The 18188-nt window shown below is 68.4% G+C and carries 14 protein-coding genes and 3 tRNA genes; all 17 read right to left on the bottom strand.

The window, feature by feature from the left end; genetic code table 11:
• Positions 1 to 107 precede the first annotated feature (107 nt).
• Positions 108 to 3995, bottom strand: a complete 3888-nt coding sequence (locus tag KBX50_RS10050; RefSeq protein WP_210936660.1) for a DNA-directed RNA polymerase subunit beta' — start codon at positions 3993 to 3995, stop codon at positions 108 to 110.
• Between the two features lie 128 nt (positions 3996 to 4123).
• A complete protein-coding gene (locus tag KBX50_RS10045; RefSeq protein WP_210936512.1) occupies positions 4124 to 7555 on the bottom strand; it encodes a DNA-directed RNA polymerase subunit beta in 3432 nt (1143 codons plus the stop codon).
• Between the two features lie 570 nt (positions 7556 to 8125).
• On the bottom strand, positions 8126 to 8515 hold the full coding sequence (rplL, locus tag KBX50_RS10040; RefSeq protein WP_210829560.1) for a 50S ribosomal protein L7/L12: 390 nt from the start codon (positions 8513 to 8515) through the stop codon (positions 8126 to 8128).
• 56 nt (positions 8516 to 8571) lie between these two features.
• Positions 8572 to 9117, bottom strand: coding sequence for a 50S ribosomal protein L10 (gene rplJ, locus KBX50_RS10035; RefSeq protein ID WP_013735964.1), 546 nt, complete (start codon positions 9115 to 9117; stop codon positions 8572 to 8574).
• Between the two features lie 455 nt (positions 9118 to 9572).
• Positions 9573 to 10262: a hypothetical protein gene (locus KBX50_RS10030; RefSeq protein ID WP_210936510.1), complete on the bottom strand. Its 690-nt coding sequence runs from the start codon at positions 10260 to 10262 to the stop codon at positions 9573 to 9575.
• Entirely contained in the window at positions 10259 to 11047 is a 789-nt protein-coding gene (locus tag KBX50_RS10025) for an ATP-binding cassette domain-containing protein (RefSeq protein ID WP_210936508.1), read from the bottom strand. Before KBX50_RS10025 ends, KBX50_RS10030 begins: the two co-directional genes overlap by 4 nt.
• A 74-nt stretch (positions 11048 to 11121) precedes the next feature.
• Positions 11122 to 11838 carry a 50S ribosomal protein L1 gene (gene rplA / locus KBX50_RS10020; RefSeq protein ID WP_093403592.1) on the bottom strand — a complete coding sequence of 239 codons (717 nt, stop codon included), beginning with the start codon at positions 11836 to 11838 and terminating at the stop codon, positions 11122 to 11124.
• A gap of 83 nt (positions 11839 to 11921) precedes the next feature.
• Positions 11922 to 12353 (bottom strand): 50S ribosomal protein L11, encoded by a 432-nt coding sequence (gene rplK, locus KBX50_RS10015; protein WP_093403591.1) that lies wholly within the window; start codon positions 12351 to 12353, stop codon positions 11922 to 11924.
• 200 nt (positions 12354 to 12553) lie between these two features.
• On the bottom strand, positions 12554 to 13276 hold the full coding sequence (nusG, locus tag KBX50_RS10010) for a transcription termination/antitermination protein NusG (protein WP_093403589.1): 723 nt from the start codon (positions 13274 to 13276) through the stop codon (positions 12554 to 12556).
• A 37-nt stretch (positions 13277 to 13313) separates the two neighbouring features.
• Entirely contained in the window at positions 13314 to 13703 is a 390-nt protein-coding gene (gene secE / locus KBX50_RS10005) for a preprotein translocase subunit SecE (protein ID WP_164448405.1), read from the bottom strand.
• A gap of 210 nt (positions 13704 to 13913) precedes the next feature.
• Positions 13914 to 13986 (bottom strand) — tRNA-Trp (locus KBX50_RS10000).
• A gap of 134 nt (positions 13987 to 14120) precedes the next feature.
• Positions 14121 to 14513: a MaoC family dehydratase gene (locus tag KBX50_RS09995; protein ID WP_093403586.1), complete on the bottom strand. Its 393-nt coding sequence runs from the start codon at positions 14511 to 14513 to the stop codon at positions 14121 to 14123.
• A gap of 1 nt (position 14514) precedes the next feature.
• Positions 14515 to 14961, bottom strand: coding sequence for a MaoC family dehydratase N-terminal domain-containing protein (locus KBX50_RS09990; protein WP_093403585.1), 447 nt, complete (start codon positions 14959 to 14961; stop codon positions 14515 to 14517).
• 123 nt (positions 14962 to 15084) lie between these two features.
• Complete coding sequence (gene rpmG / locus KBX50_RS09985) at positions 15085 to 15252, bottom strand: 50S ribosomal protein L33 (RefSeq protein WP_093403583.1); 168 nt, start codon at positions 15250 to 15252, stop codon at positions 15085 to 15087.
• A 133-nt stretch (positions 15253 to 15385) separates the two neighbouring features.
• A tRNA-Met gene (locus tag KBX50_RS09980) sits at positions 15386 to 15458 on the bottom strand.
• A gap of 25 nt (positions 15459 to 15483) precedes the next feature.
• Positions 15484 to 15556: transfer RNA gene (locus KBX50_RS09975), tRNA-Thr, on the bottom strand.
• A 92-nt stretch (positions 15557 to 15648) separates the two neighbouring features.
• Positions 15649 to 18180 (bottom strand): bifunctional diguanylate cyclase/phosphodiesterase, encoded by a 2532-nt coding sequence (locus tag KBX50_RS09970; RefSeq protein ID WP_210936506.1) that lies wholly within the window; start codon positions 18178 to 18180, stop codon positions 15649 to 15651.
• Positions 18181 to 18188: the final 8 nt, after the last annotated feature.

Here is an 18188-nt window from a genome sequence, read left to right as displayed (position 1 = left end):
ACGCAGACCCGAGACGCGGGAAGTTCCTGCCGCTCTGACGGGGCGGCCCTTCGACACGAAGGGGCCCCGGCGTGTGCACGCCGGGGCCCCTCACGTCACCGCGCGGTCTAGCGGTACGACCCGAAGTCGAAGTCGTCCAGCGGGACCGCCTGGCCACTGGCCGGCCCGAAACCGTAGTCGGTCTCCGGGTAGCCGGTCATCGAGTAGACCTTGGCCTTCGCCTCCTCGGTCGGCTCGACCCGGACGTTGCGGTACTTGCTGATGCCGGTACCGGCCGGGATGAGCTTACCGATGATCACGTTCTCCTTGAGACCGATCAGCGAGTCGCTGCGGGCGTGGATCGCCGCGTCGGTCAGCACCCGGGTGGTCTCCTGGAAGGAGGCCGCCGAGAGCCAGGAGTCGGTGGCCAGCGAGGCCTTGGTGATACCCATCAGCACCGGACGACCGGCGGCGGGCTCGCCACCCTCGCCGACGAGCCGGCGGTTCTCCGACTCGAACAGCGCCCGGTCGACAAGCACACCCGGCAGGAACTCGGTCGAGCCGGAGTCGATGACCGTCACCCGCTTGAGCATCTGGCGAATGATGATCTCGATGTGCTTGTCGTGGATGAGCACACCCTGAGAGCGGTAGACCTCCTGGACCTCCTGGGTCAGGTGAACCTGGACCGCCCGGGGGCCGAGGATGCGCAGCAGCTCATGCGGGTCGATGGTGCCCTCGGTGAGCTTCTCGCCGACCTCGACGTGGTCGCCGTCGTGGGCCCGCAGCCGGACCCGCTTCGAGATCTTGTCGTAGACGATCTCGTCGCTGCCGTCGTCCGGGATCACCACGATCTTGCGCGACCGCTCGCCGTCCTCGATCCGGATCCGGCCGGGGGTGTCGGCGATGGGTGCCTTGCCCTTCGGGATCCGGGCCTCGAAGATTTCCTGGACACGCGGCAGACCCTGGGTGATGTCCTCACCCGCGACACCACCGGTGTGGAAGGTACGCATCGTCAGCTGCGTACCCGGCTCACCGATGGACTGGGCGGCGATGATGCCGACCGCCTCACCGACGTCAACGATCTTGCCGGTCGGCAGCGAGCGGCCGTAGCACGCACCGCAGACGCCCAGCTTCGACTCGCAGGTGAGCACGCTGCGTACCCGGACGGTCTCGACTCCGGCGGCGACGATCCGGTCGACCAGGATCGAGTTGATGTCCGCGCCCCGCTCGGCGACGACGTTGCCGTCCGGCCCCTTGATGTCGTCGGCCAGGGTACGGGCGTGCACGCTGGTCTCCGCGTGCTCGTGCACCACGAGCCGGCCGTCGAGCTGCTGACCGACCTGCATCGGGATGGCCCGATCGGTGCCGCAGTCCTCCTCGCGGATGATGACGTCCTGCGAGACGTCCACCAGACGCCGGGTCAGGTAACCCGAGTCGGCGGTACGCAGAGCGGTGTCCGCGAGACCCTTACGGGCACCGTGCGTGGAGATGAAGTACTCCAGCACGGACAGACCCTCCCGGTAGCTGGCCTTGATCGGCCGCGGGATGATCTCGCCCTTCGGGTTGGCCACCAGACCACGGATCGCCGCGATCTGCCGGAGCTGGAGCAGGTTACCGCGAGCACCCGAGTTGATCATCTTCCACAGTGGGTTCTCCTGCGGCAGCGCGGTGTCCATCTCCTTGGCGACCTCGTTGGTCGCCTTGGTCCAGATCTCGATGAGCTCGCCGCGACGCTCCTCGGCGGTCATCAGACCACGCTGGTACTGCTTGTCGATCCGGTCGGCTTCCTTCTCGTACCGCTCCAGGATCTCCCGCTTGCGCGGCGGCGCGATGACGTCCTCCATGCCGATGGTCACGCCGGACCAGGTGGCCCAGTGGAAGCCGGCCTCCTTGAGCCCGTCGAGGGTGGCCGCCAGGGCCACCTTCGGGAACCGCTCGGCGAGGTCGTTGACGATCGCGGAGAGCTGACCCTTGCGGATCTCGTAGTTCACGAACCGATAGCCCTGCGGCAGGGTCTCGTTGAACAGCACCCGACCAAGAGTGGTCTCGATCGTGAGCGGCTCGCCCGGGACCCAGCCCTCGGGCGCGGTCCACGGCTGCCCACCGGCGCCGTTGTCCACCTCGACCACGTCCCGCAGCCGGATCTTCACCGGCGCCTGCAGGTGCAGCTCGCCGTTGTCGTACGCCATCCGCGCCTCGGCGTCCGAGCTGAACGCCCGCCCCTCCCCGCGCTCACCGGCGGTGAGGTGGGTCAGGTGGTAGAGCCCGATCACCATGTCCTGGGTGGGCATGGTGACCGGCTTGCCGTCAGCCGGCTTGAGGATGTTGTTCGACGACAGCATCAGGATCCGCGCCTCGGCCTGGGCCTCGGCGGACAGCGGCACGTGCACCGCCATCTGGTCACCGTCGAAGTCGGCGTTGAACGCGGTGCAGACCAGCGGGTGGATCTGGATGGCCTTGCCCTCGACCAGCTGCGGCTCGAAGGCCTGGATGCCGAGTCGGTGCAGGGTCGGTGCCCGGTTGAGCAGCACCGGGTGCTCGCCGATGACCTCTTCCAGCACGTCCCACACGACCGGCCGCTGCCGCTCGACCATCCGCTTGGCGGACTTGATGTTCTGTGCGTGGTTGAGGTCGACCAGCCGCTTCATCACGAACGGCTTGAACAGCTCCAGCGCCATCTGCTTGGGCAGGCCGCACTGGTGCAGCTTGAGCTTCGGGCCGACCACGATGACCGAACGGCCGGAGTAGTCGACGCGCTTGCCCAGCAGGTTCTGGCGGAACCGGCCCTGCTTGCCCTTGAGCATGTCGGACAGCGACTTCAGCGGACGGTTACCCGGGCCGGTGACCGGCCGGCCGCGGCGGCCGTTGTCGAACAGCGCGTCGACGGCCTCCTGCAGCATCCGCTTCTCGTTGTTGACGATGATCTCGGGCGCGCCGAGGTCGATCAGCCGCTTGAGCCGGTTGTTCCGGTTGATCACCCGACGGTAGAGGTCGTTCAGGTCGCTGGTGGCGAAGCGGCCACCGTCGAGCTGCACCATCGGGCGCAGGTCCGGCGGGATGACCGGTACGCAGTCCAGCACCATGCCGAGCGGCGAGTTGCGGGTGTTCTGGAACGCCGCGACGACCTTGAGCCGCTTGAGCGCCCGGATCTTCCGCTGGCCCTTACCGGTGCGGATGGTCTCCCGCAGGTTCTCGGCCTCGGCCTCAAGGTCCATGTTCTGCACCAGGGCCTTGATCGCCTCGGCACCCATGCCGCCGGTGAAGTACTCACCGAAGCGGTCGCGCAGCTCACGGTAGAGCAGCTCGTCGGTGACCAGCTGCTTCGGCTCCAGCTTGCGGAAGGTGTCCAGCACCTCGTCCAGGCGGTCGATCTCGCGCTGGGCCCGGTCGCGGATCTGGCGCATCTCGCGCTCTCCGCCCTCCTTGACCTTGCGCCGGACGTCCGCCTTCGCGCCCTCGGCCTCCAGCTCGGCCAGGTCGGCCTCGAGCTTGGCCGCCCGCTTCTCGATCTCCGAGTCGCGGCTGTTCTCCGACTGCCGCTTCTCGGCCAGGATCTCGTTCTCGATGGTCGAGAGGTCACGGTGACGCGCTTCGGCGTCAACGCTCGTCACGACGTACGAGGCGAAGTAGATGATCTTTTCGAGATCCTTCGGGGCGAGGTCCAGCAGGTAGCCCAGCCGGCTCGGCACGCCCTTGAAGTACCAGATGTGGGTCACCGGGGCGGCCAGCTCGATGTGGCCCATCCGCTCACGGCGGACCTTCGAGCGGGTCACCTCGACGCCGCAGCGCTCACAGATGATGCCCTTGAAGCGGACCCGCTTGTACTTACCGCAGTAGCACTCCCAGTCCCGCTGCGGACCGAAGATCTTCTCGCAGAAGAGCCCGTCCTTCTCCGGCTTGAGGGTGCGGTAGTTGATCGTCTCGGGCTTCTTGACCTCGCCGTGCGACCACTGACGAATGTCGTCCGCGGTCGCCAGCCCAATTCGCAACTCGTCGAAAAAGTTGACGTCGAGCACGTTCAAATCCCTCACACGTCGCTTGGTGCGTCAGCAGCTCACCGGGTTTTGGTTTCGGGGCGGGGTGACCCTCAAGGGGGTCAAGCCTGACCGCCCGGAGTGGGTCGCCCCGCCCCGAAACCCCAACGTCACACTTCCTCGACCGAGCTCGGCTCGCGCCGGGACAGGTCGATACCCAGTTCCTCCGCGGCCCGGAACACCTCGTCGTCGGTCTCGCGCATCTCCAGGGCCACACCGTCGCTGGAAAGCACCTCAACGTTGAGGCACAGCGACTGCAGCTCCTTGAGCAGCACCTTGAACGACTCCGGGATGCCCGGCTCCGGGATGTTCTCGCCCTTGACGATGGCCTCGTAGACCTTCACCCGGCCGAGAACGTCGTCGGACTTGATCGTCAGCAGCTCCTGCAGGGCGTACGCGGCACCGTAGGCCTGCATCGCCCAGCACTCCATCTCACCGAAGCGCTGGCCACCGAACTGCGCCTTACCACCCAGCGGCTGCTGCGTGATCATCGAGTACGGGCCGGTCGACCGAGCGTGGATCTTGTCGTCGACCAGGTGGTTGAGCTTCAGGATGTAGATGTAGCCGACCGCGATCGGGTCGGGCAGCGGCTCACCGGAGCGACCGTCGAACAACTGCGCCTTGCCGGAGGATCCGATCAGCTGCCGACCGTCCCGGTTGGGCAGGGTCGAGGCGAGCAGACCGGAGATCTCCTCCTCGCGGGCACCGTCGAAGACCGGGGTGGCCACGTTGGTGTCCGGCTCCGAGGAGTCGGCGCCGATGCCCTGGAGCTGGCGCTTCCACTCGGCGTCGTCGCCCTCGACCTGCCAACCCGTCTTGGCCACCCAGCCCAGGTGCGTCTCCAGCACCTGGCCGATGTTCATCCGGCTCGGCACACCCAGCGGGTTGAGCACGATGTCGACCGGGGTGCCGTCCTCCAGGAACGGCATGTCCTCGACCGGCAGGATCTTGGAGATGACGCCCTTGTTGCCGTGCCGGCCGGCGAGCTTGTCACCGTCCTGGATCTTCCGCTTCTGGGCGACGTAGACCCGGACCAGCTCGTTGACGCCCGGCGGCAACTCGTCGCCGTCCTCCCGGGAGAAGGTACGCACACCGATGACCGTGCCGGTCTCGCCGTGCGGCACCTTCAGGGAGGTGTCCCGGACCTCGCGCGCCTTCTCACCGAAGATGGCCCGCAGCAGCCGCTCCTCCGGGGTCAGCTCGGTCTCGCCCTTGGGCGTGACCTTGCCGACCAGGATGTCGCCGGGGACGACCTCGGCGCCGATCCGGATGATCCCGCGCTCGTCCAGGTCGGCGAGCATCTCCTCGCTGACGTTCGGGATGTCGCGGGTGATCTCCTCCGGACCGAGCTTGGTGTCCCGCGCGTCGACCTCGTGCTCCTCGATGTGGATCGAGGTGAGCACATCCTGCTGCACGAGGCGCTGCGACAGGATGATCGCGTCCTCGTAGTTGTGCCCCTCCCAGGTCATGAACGCCACGAGCAGGTTTCGCCCGAGCGCCATCTCACCCTCGTCGGTGCACGGACCGTCGGCGATGACCTGGCCGGCTTCGACCCGGTCACCCTCGAAGACGACCGGCTTCTGGTTGACGCACGAGCCGGCGTTGGAGCGACGGAACTTGTGCAGCAGGTACGTCCGGCGGTGACCGTCGTCCTGGTGGACGGTGATGTAGTCAGCGCAGAGGTCCTCGACCACACCACCGACCTCGGCCACGACCACGTCACCGGCGTCGACCGCGGCACGGTACTCCATGCCGGTGCCGACCAGCGGGGACTCGGCCTTGACCAGCGGCACCGCCTGACGCTGCATGTTCGCGCCCATCAGGGCCCGGTTCGCGTCGTCGTGCTCCAGGAACGGGATCATCGCGGTGGCGACCGAGGTCATCTGCCGCGGCGACACGTCCATGTAGTCCACGGCGGCCGGCGTGACGTCCTCGGTCTCGCCGCCCTTACGCCGGACCAGGACGCGGTCCTCGGCGAACGAGCCGTCGGCCCGCAGCGGGGCGTTGGCCTGCGCCTTGACGAACCGGTCCTCCTCGTCCGCGGTCAGGTAGTCGATCTGGTCGGTGACCCGACCGTCGATGACCTTCCGGTACGGCGTCTCGATGAAGCCGAACGGGTTGACCCGGGCGAAGGTGGACAGCGCGCCGATCAGGCCGATGTTCGGGCCTTCGGGCGTCTCGATCGGGCACATCCGGCCGTAGTGGGACGGGTGCACGTCGCGGACCTCGAAGCCGGCCCGCTCCCGGGACAGACCACCCGGGCCGAGCGCGCTCAGCCGTCGCCGGTGGGTCAGGCCCGCCAGCGGGTTGGTCTGGTCCATGAACTGGGACAACTGCGAGGTGCCGAAGAACTCCCGGATCGCGGCGACGACCGGACGGATGTTGATCAGGGTCTGCGGCGTGATCGCCTCGACGTCCTGGGTGGTCATCCGCTCCCGGACGACCCGCTCCATCCGGGACAGGCCGACCCGAACCTGGTTCTGGATCAGCTCGCCCACGGTACGCAGCCGCCGGTTGCCGAAGTGGTCGATGTCGTCGGCCTCGTAGCCCTCCTCACCGGCGTGCAGCCGGCAGAGGTACTCCACGGTGGCGACGATGTCGTCCTCGGTCAGCGTGCCGGTGGTGATCGGCACGTCCAGCTCGAGCTTCTTGTTGAACTTGTACCGCCCGACCTTGGCTACGTCGTACCGCTTCGGGTTGAAGAAGAGGTTGTCGAGCAGGGTCTGGGCGTTCTCGCGGGTCGGCGGCTCGCCAGGGCGCAGCTTGCGGTAGATGTCGAGTAGCGCCTCGTCCTGGCCGGCGATGTGGTCCTTCTCGAGCGTGGTCATCATCAGCTCGGACCAGCCGAACTTCTCACGGATCTGCTCGGCCGACCATCCGATGGCCTTGAGCAGCACCGTGACGGCCTGCCGACGCTTACGGTCGATGCGAACGCCTACCGTGTCGCGCTTGTCGATGTCGAACTCCAGCCAGGCACCCCGACTCGGGATGACCTTGACGCTGGAGAGGTCGCGGTCGGAGGTCTTGTCCGGCTGCTTGTCGAAGTACACGCCCGGCGAGCGGACGAGCTGGCTGACCACCACCCGCTCGGTGCCGTTGATGATGAAGGTGCCCTTCGGCGTCATCATCGGGAAGTCACCCATGAACACCGTCTGGCTCTTGATCTCGCCGGTGGTGTTGTTGGTGAACTCCGCGGTCACGAACAGTGGCGCGCAGTAGGTGAGGTCCTTCTCCTTGCACTCCTCGATCGAGGCCTTGACCTCGTCGAAGCGCGGCGCCGAGAAGGAAAGCGACATAGTGCCGGAAAAGTCCTCAATGGGACTGATCTCGTCGAGGATCTCCGCGAGACCCGAGCGTGCGTGCGGGTCGTCCGCCGACCGGCCCTGCCAAGCCTCGTTGCCGACGAGCCAGTCGAAGGACTCGTTCTGAATGGCGAGGAGGTTGGGGACCTCGAGGTGTTCGGTGATCCGACCGAAGGAAACTCGGCGGGGAGCGAATGCGCTCGACGTACGACTGGTCTTCGCAGGGCGGGAAGCTGCCAAGATGCGTCCTTCCGAGGACCGGTGCTGCAGAACGGCTGGTACGCGTGCACTCCAATGACCCCACCAGAAAATATCCACAAACGGACATTTCCGAGCAGGGGTCAAGTCGGAAGGCAGCGCAAACTAGCAGTGTAGCCGAGAGGCTAACCGCTGTCCAGCCCACCCCGCAGGTTGTCGCGGAACGTGCCTCGGGACCCCTCGAACGGGTCGCACCGGGCCGCTCGGAACGCAACGTCCCTGCCGGGCCGCCCGGGTCTGCGTGGCGAGTGGTGCTGCCGCTGCATTACCCGCGCGGTGGCCGTCGCAAGCGCGGAAGGTCTTGCTCATGTCAGCGTGCCTGGCAGCCCAGGGCCGCGTCAAGGGCCGTTGTCGGCATCGGGCGCTCTTTCCCACCCACGAGCGAGTCCGCCAGCCCGGTCCACGCGCCGCAGACCGGGGTCGACGCCCTGCTCATGCCGGTTACGGGCCGGTACACGAACACGGCGGACGACGATCCACTGTCGGATCGCCGCCCGCCGCGACGTGCTGTGCCCGGTTCACGCGAACCGGGACGGCCAGGTGGGACTCAGGTCACTTGAGGGTGACCTTGGCGCCCTCGCCCTCGAGCTTGGCCTTGGCCTTGTCCGCGGTCTCCTTGTTGACCTTCTCCAGGACCGGCTTCGGGGCGGCCTCGACCAGGTCCTTGGCCTCCTTGAGGCCCAGGCCGGTCAGCTCACGCACGACCTTGATGACCTGGATCTTCTTGCCACCGTCGGCGTCGAGGATGACGTCGAACTCGTCCTTCTCCGGCTCGGCCTCGGCGGCAGCGCCACCGGTGGCCGGACCCGCCATCATCATCGCGGCCGGGGCTGCGGCGGTGACCTCGAAGGTCTCCTCGAACTGCTTCACGAACTCGGAGAGCTCGATCAGCGTCATCTCCTTGAACGCGTCGAGCAGCTCGTCGGTGCTGAGCTTCGCCATGTCTGGCGTCCTTTCCTAATGGTTCAAACTAAAGAACGTGGTGTGCCGGCGCGGCCTCAGGCCGCCTCGGCACCTTCCTTCTCGCGCTTGTCCTGCAGGGCGGCCGCCAGGCGGGCGGTCTTCGACAGCGGGGCCTGGAACAGGGCCGCGGCCTTGCTCAGGTTGCCCTTCATCGCGCCGGCCAGCTTGGCCAGCAGCACCTCGCGGGACTCCAGGTCGGCGAGCTTCGTGACCTCGGCCGCAGAAATGGCCTTGCCCTCGAAGACGCCGCCCTTGATGACGAGCTTCGGGTTGGCCTTCGCGAAGTCGCGAAGGCCCTTCGCCGCCTCGACGACGTCGCCCGAAACGAAAGTCAGCGCGGTAGGACCGGTGAACAGCTCGTCGAGGCCGGAGATGCCCGCGTCCGCCGCGGCACGCTTGGCCAGCGTGTTCTTGGCAACCGTGTAGCTGGTCTCCTTGCCGAGCGAGCGCCGCAGCTGGGTGAGCTGGGAGACCGTCAGACCGCGGTACTCGGTCAGCACGGTGGCACCCGCGCTCCGGAAGCTCTCGGTCAGCTCTGCGACGGCCGTGGCCTTGTCGGCCCGGATCGGCTTGTCCGCCATGTCCCTCCTCTCTCGTTGCTCGAGGCTGGTCACCGTCGCAGGCGAGCGCCTGTGACGGGGCGGAGGTGTCGCGGCAACAGAAAAGCCCCGGCGCAGGGCGCACGGGGCGAGGACGGCGGAATCACATGGTCGGCGGACCACAGGATGCTGCCGATGTCGCTTGCCGCCCTACGCGGGTCGCCCGTCTTCGCGGGACCTTCGACCGTGCCGGGGCACGGTGACCAGCGGTCTCTGGGTGGAACTTCGCGCATCAGGCTACGCGACACCCGCGGTGACCGGCAAATCGCCCCCCGGCGGCCGGGCAAGGGCAACGGCCGCCACCGAGTCGACGGCTCGCACTCCCGCGCAGGGTGGCCACCCGTGACACCGGCTCCGGGCGGCCCGCAGGTCGGCGTCTCCGTCCGACCACGGCGGTTCCGGCCCTCGCCTCGGCTCGAAGGGGGACCTCGGCCGCACTAGGCGCGCCGAGTGCGGGCGCGGGCGTAGCCGGTCAGTACCACCGCCGGCCAGACCAGCGCCCACGCCATCAGCAACAGCGCGGTCGACCCGGGCAACGGGCCGACCAGCGCCCTGGCGGTGGGTAACAGCGGTGGTGCCAGCCACGGCGCGACCGACCCCGAGAAGCCGAACACCAGTGCGCCGACCGCACCGAGGGTGAGCACCGCCACACCGTAGCCAGCGCTGCGGGTGATCACCCGGCTGGCTAGCGCGCCCAGCGCCACGGCGCCCGGCAGGGCGAGCAGGTGCGCCCAGAGACCGAGCGCGACGCCTGCGGGAATCGACCGGTCACCGGGCAGGCTCGGCCCGGTGACCCCGCCGACCAGCCAGGGAAAGACCAGGGCGATCACCACCATGCCGAGGCCGGCCACCACCGCGGCGATCAGCCCGGCCGCCTGCTCCCGCGCCGGACCGACCGCGACCAGGGCCAGCCGGCGCTGCACGTCCGGCTCCACGTCCAGCAGGATCTTGGTCTGCCAGGCCAGCACGGGAAAAAGCACCACGGCCGACACGCCGTAGGCCTCCGCCGGCTGGGCCCGACCGCCGCCGTACAGGATGCCGAGGGTGAGCAGGCCGGCCAGCACCGGTGCCAGCGCCCGTCCGGTACGCAGGAAGCCGGCGAGCCGGAACCGGACCAGGGCGGTCATCGGGCCACCTCGGACGACGGTCCCGTCCCCGGCCGCGTGGCCTCGGGCGGTGCGCTCTGGCCGCGTACCCGCAGGACGTGGTGCCCCTCGGCGCGCAGGCGGGCGACGGTGGCCGGCAACTGCCCGACCGGGACCTCCAGCTCGACCACCGCGACCGCCGCCGCGTCCGACGGGGCCCGCTCGACCACTGCCCCGTCGGCCACCAACCACTCCCGCGCGCCGGGCAGCCGGACCGTCTCCCCGCGATGATCGCTGACCAGCACCGACCCGCCGTCGGCCAGCACCTCGTCGACCACCTGCGGGACCAGCTCGCGGGCCGCCGCGTCCAGGCCCTCCCAGGGCTCGTCGAGGACGAGCAGGCCGGGCGGACGCAGCAGCGCCTGGGCCAGGCCGACCTTCTGTGCCGTGCCCTTCGACAGCTGGGACAGCCGCACCGTGCGGAACGGGCCGAGGCCCAGCCGGTCGACCCAGCGCCGCACCGCGCGATCCGCCGTGATCGGGGACAGCCCGGCGATCCGGGCCATCGCGGCGAGGTAACCATCGACGGTGAACGGCTGGTCGGCCGGGAAGCGTTCCGGCACCCAGCCCACCACCGACGGCCGGTCGAGCACCTGCCCGCGGGACGGCCGCAGGACTCCGGCGGCGAGTTGGAGCAGTGTCGACTTGCCGGCACCGTTGCGGCCAAGCACCACCACCGCCTGGCCTGGCGCTATGCCTACCTTCACCTGCCGCAGCACCCACGGACCGCGCCGGTGGTACCGCAGCCCGACGTCCTCCAGCCACATGCCGCGAGCCTGCCACAGCGGACAGACGAACGCGGCCCCGCCACGAGTGGCGGGGCCGCGTCGGTGCGTCGTGCTCAGCTGTCGGCCGAGCCCTCCTGCAGGTTCTTCACCACGTTCGGGTCGACCGGCACGCCCGGTCCCATCGTGGTGGTGAGGGTGACCTTCTTGAGGTACTTGCCCTTGGCTGCCGACGGCTTGGCCCGCAGCACCTCGTCGAGGACGGCTGCGTAGTTGTCGACCAGCTGGGCCTCGGAGAACGAGGCCTTACCGATGATCAGGTGCAGGTTCGAGTGCTTGTCCACCCGGAAGGTGATCTTCCCGCCCTTGATGTCCGACACGGCCTTGGTGACGTCCATGGTCACCGTGCCGGTCTTCGGGTTCGGCATGAGACCGCGCGGGCCCAGGATCCGCGCGATCCGGCCGATCTTGGCCATCTGGTCGGGCGTGGCGATCGCCGCGTCGAAGTCCAGCCAGCCGCCCTGGATCCGGGCGACCAGCTCGTCGGTGCCCACCTCGTCGGCACCGGCGGCGACGGCCTCCTCGGCCTTCGCGCCGGCGGCGAAGACGATCACGCGGGCGGTCTTACCGGTGCCGTGCGGCAGGTTGACCGTGCCGCGGACCATCTGGTCCGCCTTACGGGGGTCGACGCCGAGGCGCATCGCGACCTCGACCGTGGCGTCGAACTTGGTGGCGGTGCTCTCCTTGGCCAGCTTGACGGCCTCGACGGGGGTGTAGAGCTTCGACTTGTCGATGGCCTCGGCGGCCTTGCGGTAGCTCTTGCTGCGCTGCATGTTCTGTCTACTCCTGTGGTCTCTGGCGGGCCGCGGTGCTCGCGCGCCCTCCCACGATCCGTACGGGTCGGTGGTGGCCGACGTCAGTCGGTGACGTTCAGACCCATCGACCGGGCGGTGCCGGCGATGATCTTCTCAGCCTGGTCGAGGTCGTTGGCGTTGAGGTCAGCCATCTTCTTCTCGGCGATCTCCCGCAGCTGAGCGCGGGTCACCGAGCCGACCTTCTGCGTGTGCGGGACGCCCGAGCCCTTCTGCACACCGGCAGCCTTGATCAGCAGCCGGGCGGCGGGCGGGGTCTTCAACACGAAGGTGAAGGACCGGTCCTCGTACACGCTGATCTCGGCGGGGACGATGTCGCCCCGCTGCGACTCGGTCTGCGCGTTGTACGACTTGCAGAACTCCATGATGTTCACGCCGTGCTGACCGAGCGCGGGACCGACCGGCGGCGCCGGAGTCGCCTGGCCCGCCGGCAGCTGAAGCGTGAACGTCTTGACGAGCTTCTTCTTCGGAGGCATGTCTCTTCCTGGGGCTTGGAACTGGGAAAGGTTCACACGACACCGCCGTCGGGGCGCGCACGGTCAGCGCGCATGCGACGGCGGCGACGTTCTAGGGTAGCGCAGACCTGGATCCCGACGACCACGGAGGTGGGCCGGGCGGGTGAACCGGACGAACGTCGACCACCGGCGGCGGTCGCCCGCCGCCGGCAGTCGACGGCTCAGATCTTGGCGACCTGGTTGAAGTTCAGCTCCACCGGCGTCTCCCGGCCGAAGATCGACACCAGCACCTTGAGCTTCTGCTGGTCGGCGTTGATCTCGCTGATCGTCGCCGGCAGGGAGGCGAATGCGCCGTCGGTGACCGTCACCGAGTCGCCGACCTCGAAGTCGAGGACCTTGACCTCCGGCTTGGCCTTCTTCTGCTCGGTCTCGACGGCAGGTGCCAGCCACTTGAGCACCTCGTCGAGACTCAGCGGCGCCGGGCGGTCGGCCCGGTCCGTGGCACCGACGAAACCGGTGACCCCGGGGGTGTTGCGTACGCAGGAGTAGGACTCCGCGGTCAGCTCCATCCGGACGAGGATGTAGCCGGGAAAGACCTTGGCCTGTACCTGGGAACGCTTGCCGTTCTTGACCTCGACCTCTTCCCGGGTCGGCACCTCGACCTGGTAGATGTAGTCCTCCATGTCGAGGGACGTGATCCGGGTCTCGAGGTTGGTCTTGACCTTGTTCTCGTAACCGGCGTACGAGTGCACCACGTACCAGTCGCCCGGTGCGTAGCGCAGCTTCTGCCGCAGCTCCGCAACCGGGTCGAAGTCCTCCTCGGGAGCGGGCTCGGTCATGGCGAACTCCGACTCGTTGGCGGCCTCGACCGACTCGTCACCAGCCGCCGTCGCCACCGTGGACTGCTCGTCCGGGGTCGCGGCGGTCTCGTCGTACTCAGGCACGCTTGCTCACTTCCGTCACTATCGCACGTTCAGCCGGTCAGCTGGGGTTGCCGAAGACCCACAACACGCCCTTGGCGAAGCCGTAGTCCAGGACAGCCACGATCGTCAGCATCACCGTGACGAACGCGATCACCACCGCCGTGTAGGTCAGCAGTTCCTTGCGGGTCGGCCAGATGACCTTACGCAGTTCGGCCACGACCTCGCGGATGAAACGCGCGATGCGGCCGAAGAGCCCCACCTTGTCGGCGTCGGTACGCGTCTTGCGACCGTCGGCGGAATCCGCCCTGGCCCGCGAGCGGGTGGCGGTGCCACCCCGCGAAACCGGCTCGTCCGCGTCGGTGGCGTCGTCCTCGGCGCTGTCGTTGACGACCTCGTCGTTCAGGCGCTCGTCGTCGGCGTCCTCGCCGCGCCGCTTGTTGTCGGCCACTTCGCCCTCCGTCGCGGGATGTCGGTGTCGCACGCAGTGCGCGTGCGCGGCGCTTGGTCACGCCGGCCGGACCAACCGTCCCGGGACGGGCCGCGGCCGGCGGATCAACCGGAAGGCCCGATGCCTCGGAACCTCCCCGCCGATGCCACCACCACGGGCCGGGCGCCACCAGAAGGCGGCGGGACCCACGGAACGGTCAGGCCTGAGGCGCAGGGGTGACAGGACTTGAACCTGCAGCCTGCGGTTTTGGAGACCGCTGCTCTGCCAATTGAGCTACACCCCTGTGCGGCAACGCTCGCCCCGCCCGGTCACACTTTCACACGACCAGGCAGGGGTCACTTGCCCCACGGCGGACCAGTGTACGGGTACCGGCCCGACTTTCCCAACCGGTCTACCCGACGCGCCGCGCGGTGCCGGTCAGCCGGCCGTGCGCACGGTGGCCCGCGCCTGCGAGAGCACCTTCTCACCGAGGCAGGTGGCGGTAACGTCCAGCCTGGTCAGACCCGCGTCGGTCACCTCACGGACCACCGCGGTCACCACGATCTCGGTGCCGGTGTCGTCGTCGGGGACGGCCACCGGACGGGTGAACCGCACGCCGAAGTCGACCACCGCGTCGGGAGAGCCGGCCCAGGTGGTGACCGCCCGACCGACGAGCGCCATGGTGAACATGCCGTGGGCGATCACACCGGGCAGACCCACCTTGGTGGCGAACCGGTCGCTCCAATGAATCGGGTTGAAGTCGCCCGAGGCACCGGCGTAACGAACCAGGTCCGCCCGGGTCACCCGGAACGTCTGGGTGGGCAGTTCCACGTCAGGCCTCCCCGCGTACGACGAGCTTGGACCAGACCGCGACCACCGACTCGCCGGCGGTCGTGCTGACGTCGGTCCGGGTGGTCAGGAACTCGTGGCCGCCCCGGCTGGTGATCTCCTCGACGGAGTTGACGCAGACCAGCTCGTCGCCGGCCACCACCGGCCGGGTGTACGCGAACCGCTGGTCGCCGTGAACCACCCGGCTGTAGTCGATGCCGAGCGCCGGGTCCTCGATCAGCTGGCGGCTGGCGGCCATGGTGATCACCACCGGAAACGTCGGCGGCGCGACCACGTCCGGGTGGCCCAGCGCGCGGGCAGCCTCCGGATCGTGGTGGGCGGGATCGGTGGCGCCGATCGCCGTCGCGAACTCGCGGATCTTCTCACGGCCCACCTGATAGGGGGCGGTCGGCGGATAGGTCCGGCCGACGAAGGACTGGTCCAGGGGCATGCCGCGAACCTACACGCAAAGCGCGATCGCCGATCCGAGCGGTCGGCGTCGGCTCAGCCGCGCCGTCCGTACGGACCGGCGATCAGGATGCGTGCGGAGCCGGGCCGATCGGCCCGGGCATGTTCAGCGCGTTTCGCGGTGCAGGGTGTGCCGGCCGTCCCGGGGGCAGAACTTCTTCAGCTCGATGCGGTCCGGGTCGTTACGGCGGTTCTTGCGCGTGATGTAGTTGCGCTCCTTGCACTCCACACACGCCAAAGTGATCTTCGGCCGGACATCGGTCGCCTTCGCCACGGCGGAGTGCCTTCCTCGATAACGGATACAACTACGGCGCTAAAGCGTACGCGCCACCTGGGCGGACACGCAAAGTGGGCGCCTGTGGCGCCCGTCCCACCGACCATTGGAGATCCTCCGGGGCGGACGAGAGTAGCGGTGGCCGGACTTGAACCGGCGACACAGCGATTATGAGCCGCTTGCTCTGCCATCTGAGCTACACCGCCGCGGTGGGCCCAGCCGGACCCTCTGAGCCCCCTTACGGAATCGAACCGTAGACCTTCTCCTTACCATGGAGACGCTCTGCCGACTGAGCTAAGGGGGCCTGCGCGATCACTCGGTGCCCGCGCAGAGGTAAGAGTACACGGCCCGATCGTACTGGTGAAATCGGATCCCCAGGGACGCCGTACGCCCAGCTCAGGGCACCACGCGCAGCCTCGGAAGCTCGCTGCTGGAGATCGACTCCGGGTCGACCTGGGCACCGAACCACGCTTCCAACCGCTCGTACGGCAGTGGACGGCTAAACAGGAACCCCTGGCCGATCTCGCAGCCGATGTCCTGGAGCAACTCCAGGGTCAGCTCGCTCTCCACGCCCTCGGCCACCACGGTGAGACCGAACTGCTGGGACAGGGTGACGACGGCGTTGACGATCGCCAGGTCTCCCGGGTCGGTGGCCATGCCCTGCACGAAGGAGTGGTCGACCTTCACCTCGTGCACCGGCAGCCGGCGCAGGTGGGCCAGTGAGGAGCGGCCGGTGCCGAAGTCGTCCACCGACAGCCGTACCCCGAGATCACGCAACCGGTGCAAGCTCTGAATCGGCCGGTCGGTGCCGTCAAGCACCCCGGCCTCCTCGATCTCCAGTGTCAACAACTGCGGCGGAACGCCATACTCCGTCAACAGTTCCCGCACCCGCTCCGGAAAGTGCGGATCGATGAGCGTACGCGCGGAGAGGTTGACCGCTACGGCGAGCGACTGGCCCCCAGGCGTCCAGTCGCGGCTGCGCCGCAGCCCTTCCCGGAGCACCAACTCGGTGAGCCGGCCGAGCTGACCCGTGTGCTCGGCCACCGCGACGAAGTCCCTCGGCGCCACCGTGCCGTGGGTCGGATGCTCCCAGCGCGCCAGGCATTCCACCCCGACCAGCCGGCGGTCCCGCAAGGTCACCTTGGGTTGGTAGTAGATCTCCAACTCGTCGTTGTCGAGGGCACTGCGGAGGTCACCAGCGAGCCCGAGCCGATGCAGCGAGCGGTATTCCAACGCGGGGTTGTACAGCTGCACGCTCCCAGGGGCCCACTTGGCCACGGTTGCCGCCACGTCCACCCGTTGCAGCAGGGTGGCCGCGTCGCTGCCGTGATCCGGGTGCACCACCACCCCGACTGCGGTGTCCACGTCCAAGGTCAGCGCGTCGAAGACCATCTCGTCGCGGATCTGCTCCCGTAACTGACCGCCGAGCTCCACCGCCGCCTCGACGCTCTCCAGACGCAGGGTCACCAGAAACTCGTCGCCACCGACCCGACCGACCAACGCTGCCGACGGTGCGCAGCCGCGCAGCCGATCGGCCACCTCGACCAGCACTCTGTCACCAGCCGCGTGACCGAGTGCCTCGTTGACCTGCCGCAGGCGGTCGACGTCGAACAGCAGCAGCGCAACCACCTCGCCGGGGGCTCGAATCCGCACCGCCTCCGCCAGCGCGCCGAGGATCCTGCGGCGGTTGGGCAGCTTGGTGAGCCCATCGTGGTACGCGTCATGCCGCAGCCGGTCGACCAGGCGCGAATTCTCCAGCGCCACCGCGGCGTGCGCCGCCACCGTCTCGAACACCGTGACATCGGCGGTGCGGAAGAAGTTGGTGTCACCGAGCCGGTTGGTAACCTCCAGCGTCCCGATGACCGCCTTGCCCGACCGCAACGGCACGGCGATCACTTCCTTGACCGACGTCGGCTCCAACGCCTCCCGCAGCTCCGGATCGCCAGCCAACCGGTTGCTCACCGCCACCGTCTCCTGGCGAGCCAGGGCGGCAGCGCGCAGCGCCGCCGGGCTGGGCGTGGAATCCAAAAGTCCCGGCTTGCCCTCCTGGGCAGTCAGCAGCACCTCAGGGTGGCGGCCCTGAGCCGGGAGCCAGAGGGTAGCCGATTCCGCCTGCATGAGGCTTCGGATGCGGACCAGCAACACGTCGATGAGGTTGCCTTCGGGCCCGCTCTCGGTAATCGCCTTCGTCAGCTCGTACATCTCCGACAGGGTGCGGTGCTGTCGGAGGAACTGTGCGTAGGAGCGGTACACCAACGCAAACGCCACGGCTAGGCCGACAAAGATCAGGAGAGACCACGGATTACTCCGCCAGGCAATGATGATCAACAGTCCGATGGAGAGGTTGATCGTGACCCCGAGCAGCATCGGCAGACTGGCGGCGCGGATCAGCTCACGACTCGCCTGCCAGCTCTGCACGACGGTGAAGACGCCGGCCAGGGCTGCAAGCTGGACCAGGCTGTGGGTGCCGACGGCGGCGAGGAGTGCCGCCCAGGTGGCCGGTTCAGCGGCCGCGGATGTCGGCAGCACCGTGTAGACCACCGCGGCCAGCGAGGTCGCTGCCGCCGCGCCAGCCACGTTGAACCAGAGCTTCACCGGCAGGAGCTTGCGGCGCAACTGAATCGCGAGCGAGGCCACGGTGTAGGCCAGCACCACTGACAACGGCGGAAGCACGAACAGCGCGACGACAAGCGGGATTTCGGTGGGGAAGACATCGAATGCCTGTCGCCGGATCACGACGCTGATGGTCGGGATGGCGGCAAGTGCCATCGCCACGCTGAGCAGCAGGGTGGCCGGAAGCTCCCCTAGTACCGTGTCAACTGTCAACCCGAGCAACAGGCAGACCACCACGGCGCAGAGCGCCAACGGTCCGGTGATGAGCCAGGCGTGTTCCGTCCGCCGAGGAGCGGAACGCGGACGAGACGTCATGGCTCCCC

The organism is Micromonospora sp. C51 (assembly GCF_018070435.1).
In the GTDB taxonomy this organism is placed as follows: domain Bacteria; phylum Actinomycetota; class Actinomycetes; order Mycobacteriales; family Micromonosporaceae; genus Micromonospora; species Micromonospora sediminimaris.
The sequence above is the reverse complement of the archived record's forward strand: the minus strand, read 5'-3'. Positions and strand labels throughout refer to the sequence as shown.

Coding starts and splice junctions, on each gene's coding strand:
- KBX50_RS10030 (WP_210936510.1), bottom strand. CDS start 10,262: ATGACCGCCCTGGTCCGGTTCCGGCTCGCCGGCTTCCTGCGTACCGGA.
- rplL (WP_210829560.1), bottom strand. CDS start 8,515: ATGGCGAAGCTCAGCACCGACGAGCTGCTCGACGCGTTCAAGGAGATG.
- KBX50_RS09970 (WP_210936506.1), bottom strand. CDS start 18,180: ATGACGTCTCGTCCGCGTTCCGCTCCTCGGCGGACGGAACACGCCTGG.
- rplJ (WP_013735964.1), bottom strand. CDS start 9,117: ATGGCGGACAAGCCGATCCGGGCCGACAAGGCCACGGCCGTCGCAGAG.
- KBX50_RS09990 (WP_093403585.1), bottom strand. CDS start 14,961: ATGCCCCTGGACCAGTCCTTCGTCGGCCGGACCTATCCGCCGACCGCC.
- rplA (WP_093403592.1), bottom strand. CDS start 11,838: ATGCAGCGCAGCAAGAGCTACCGCAAGGCCGCCGAGGCCATCGACAAG.
- rplK (WP_093403591.1), bottom strand. CDS start 12,353: ATGCCTCCGAAGAAGAAGCTCGTCAAGACGTTCACGCTTCAGCTGCCG.
- KBX50_RS10025 (WP_210936508.1), bottom strand. CDS start 11,047: ATGTGGCTGGAGGACGTCGGGCTGCGGTACCACCGGCGCGGTCCGTGG.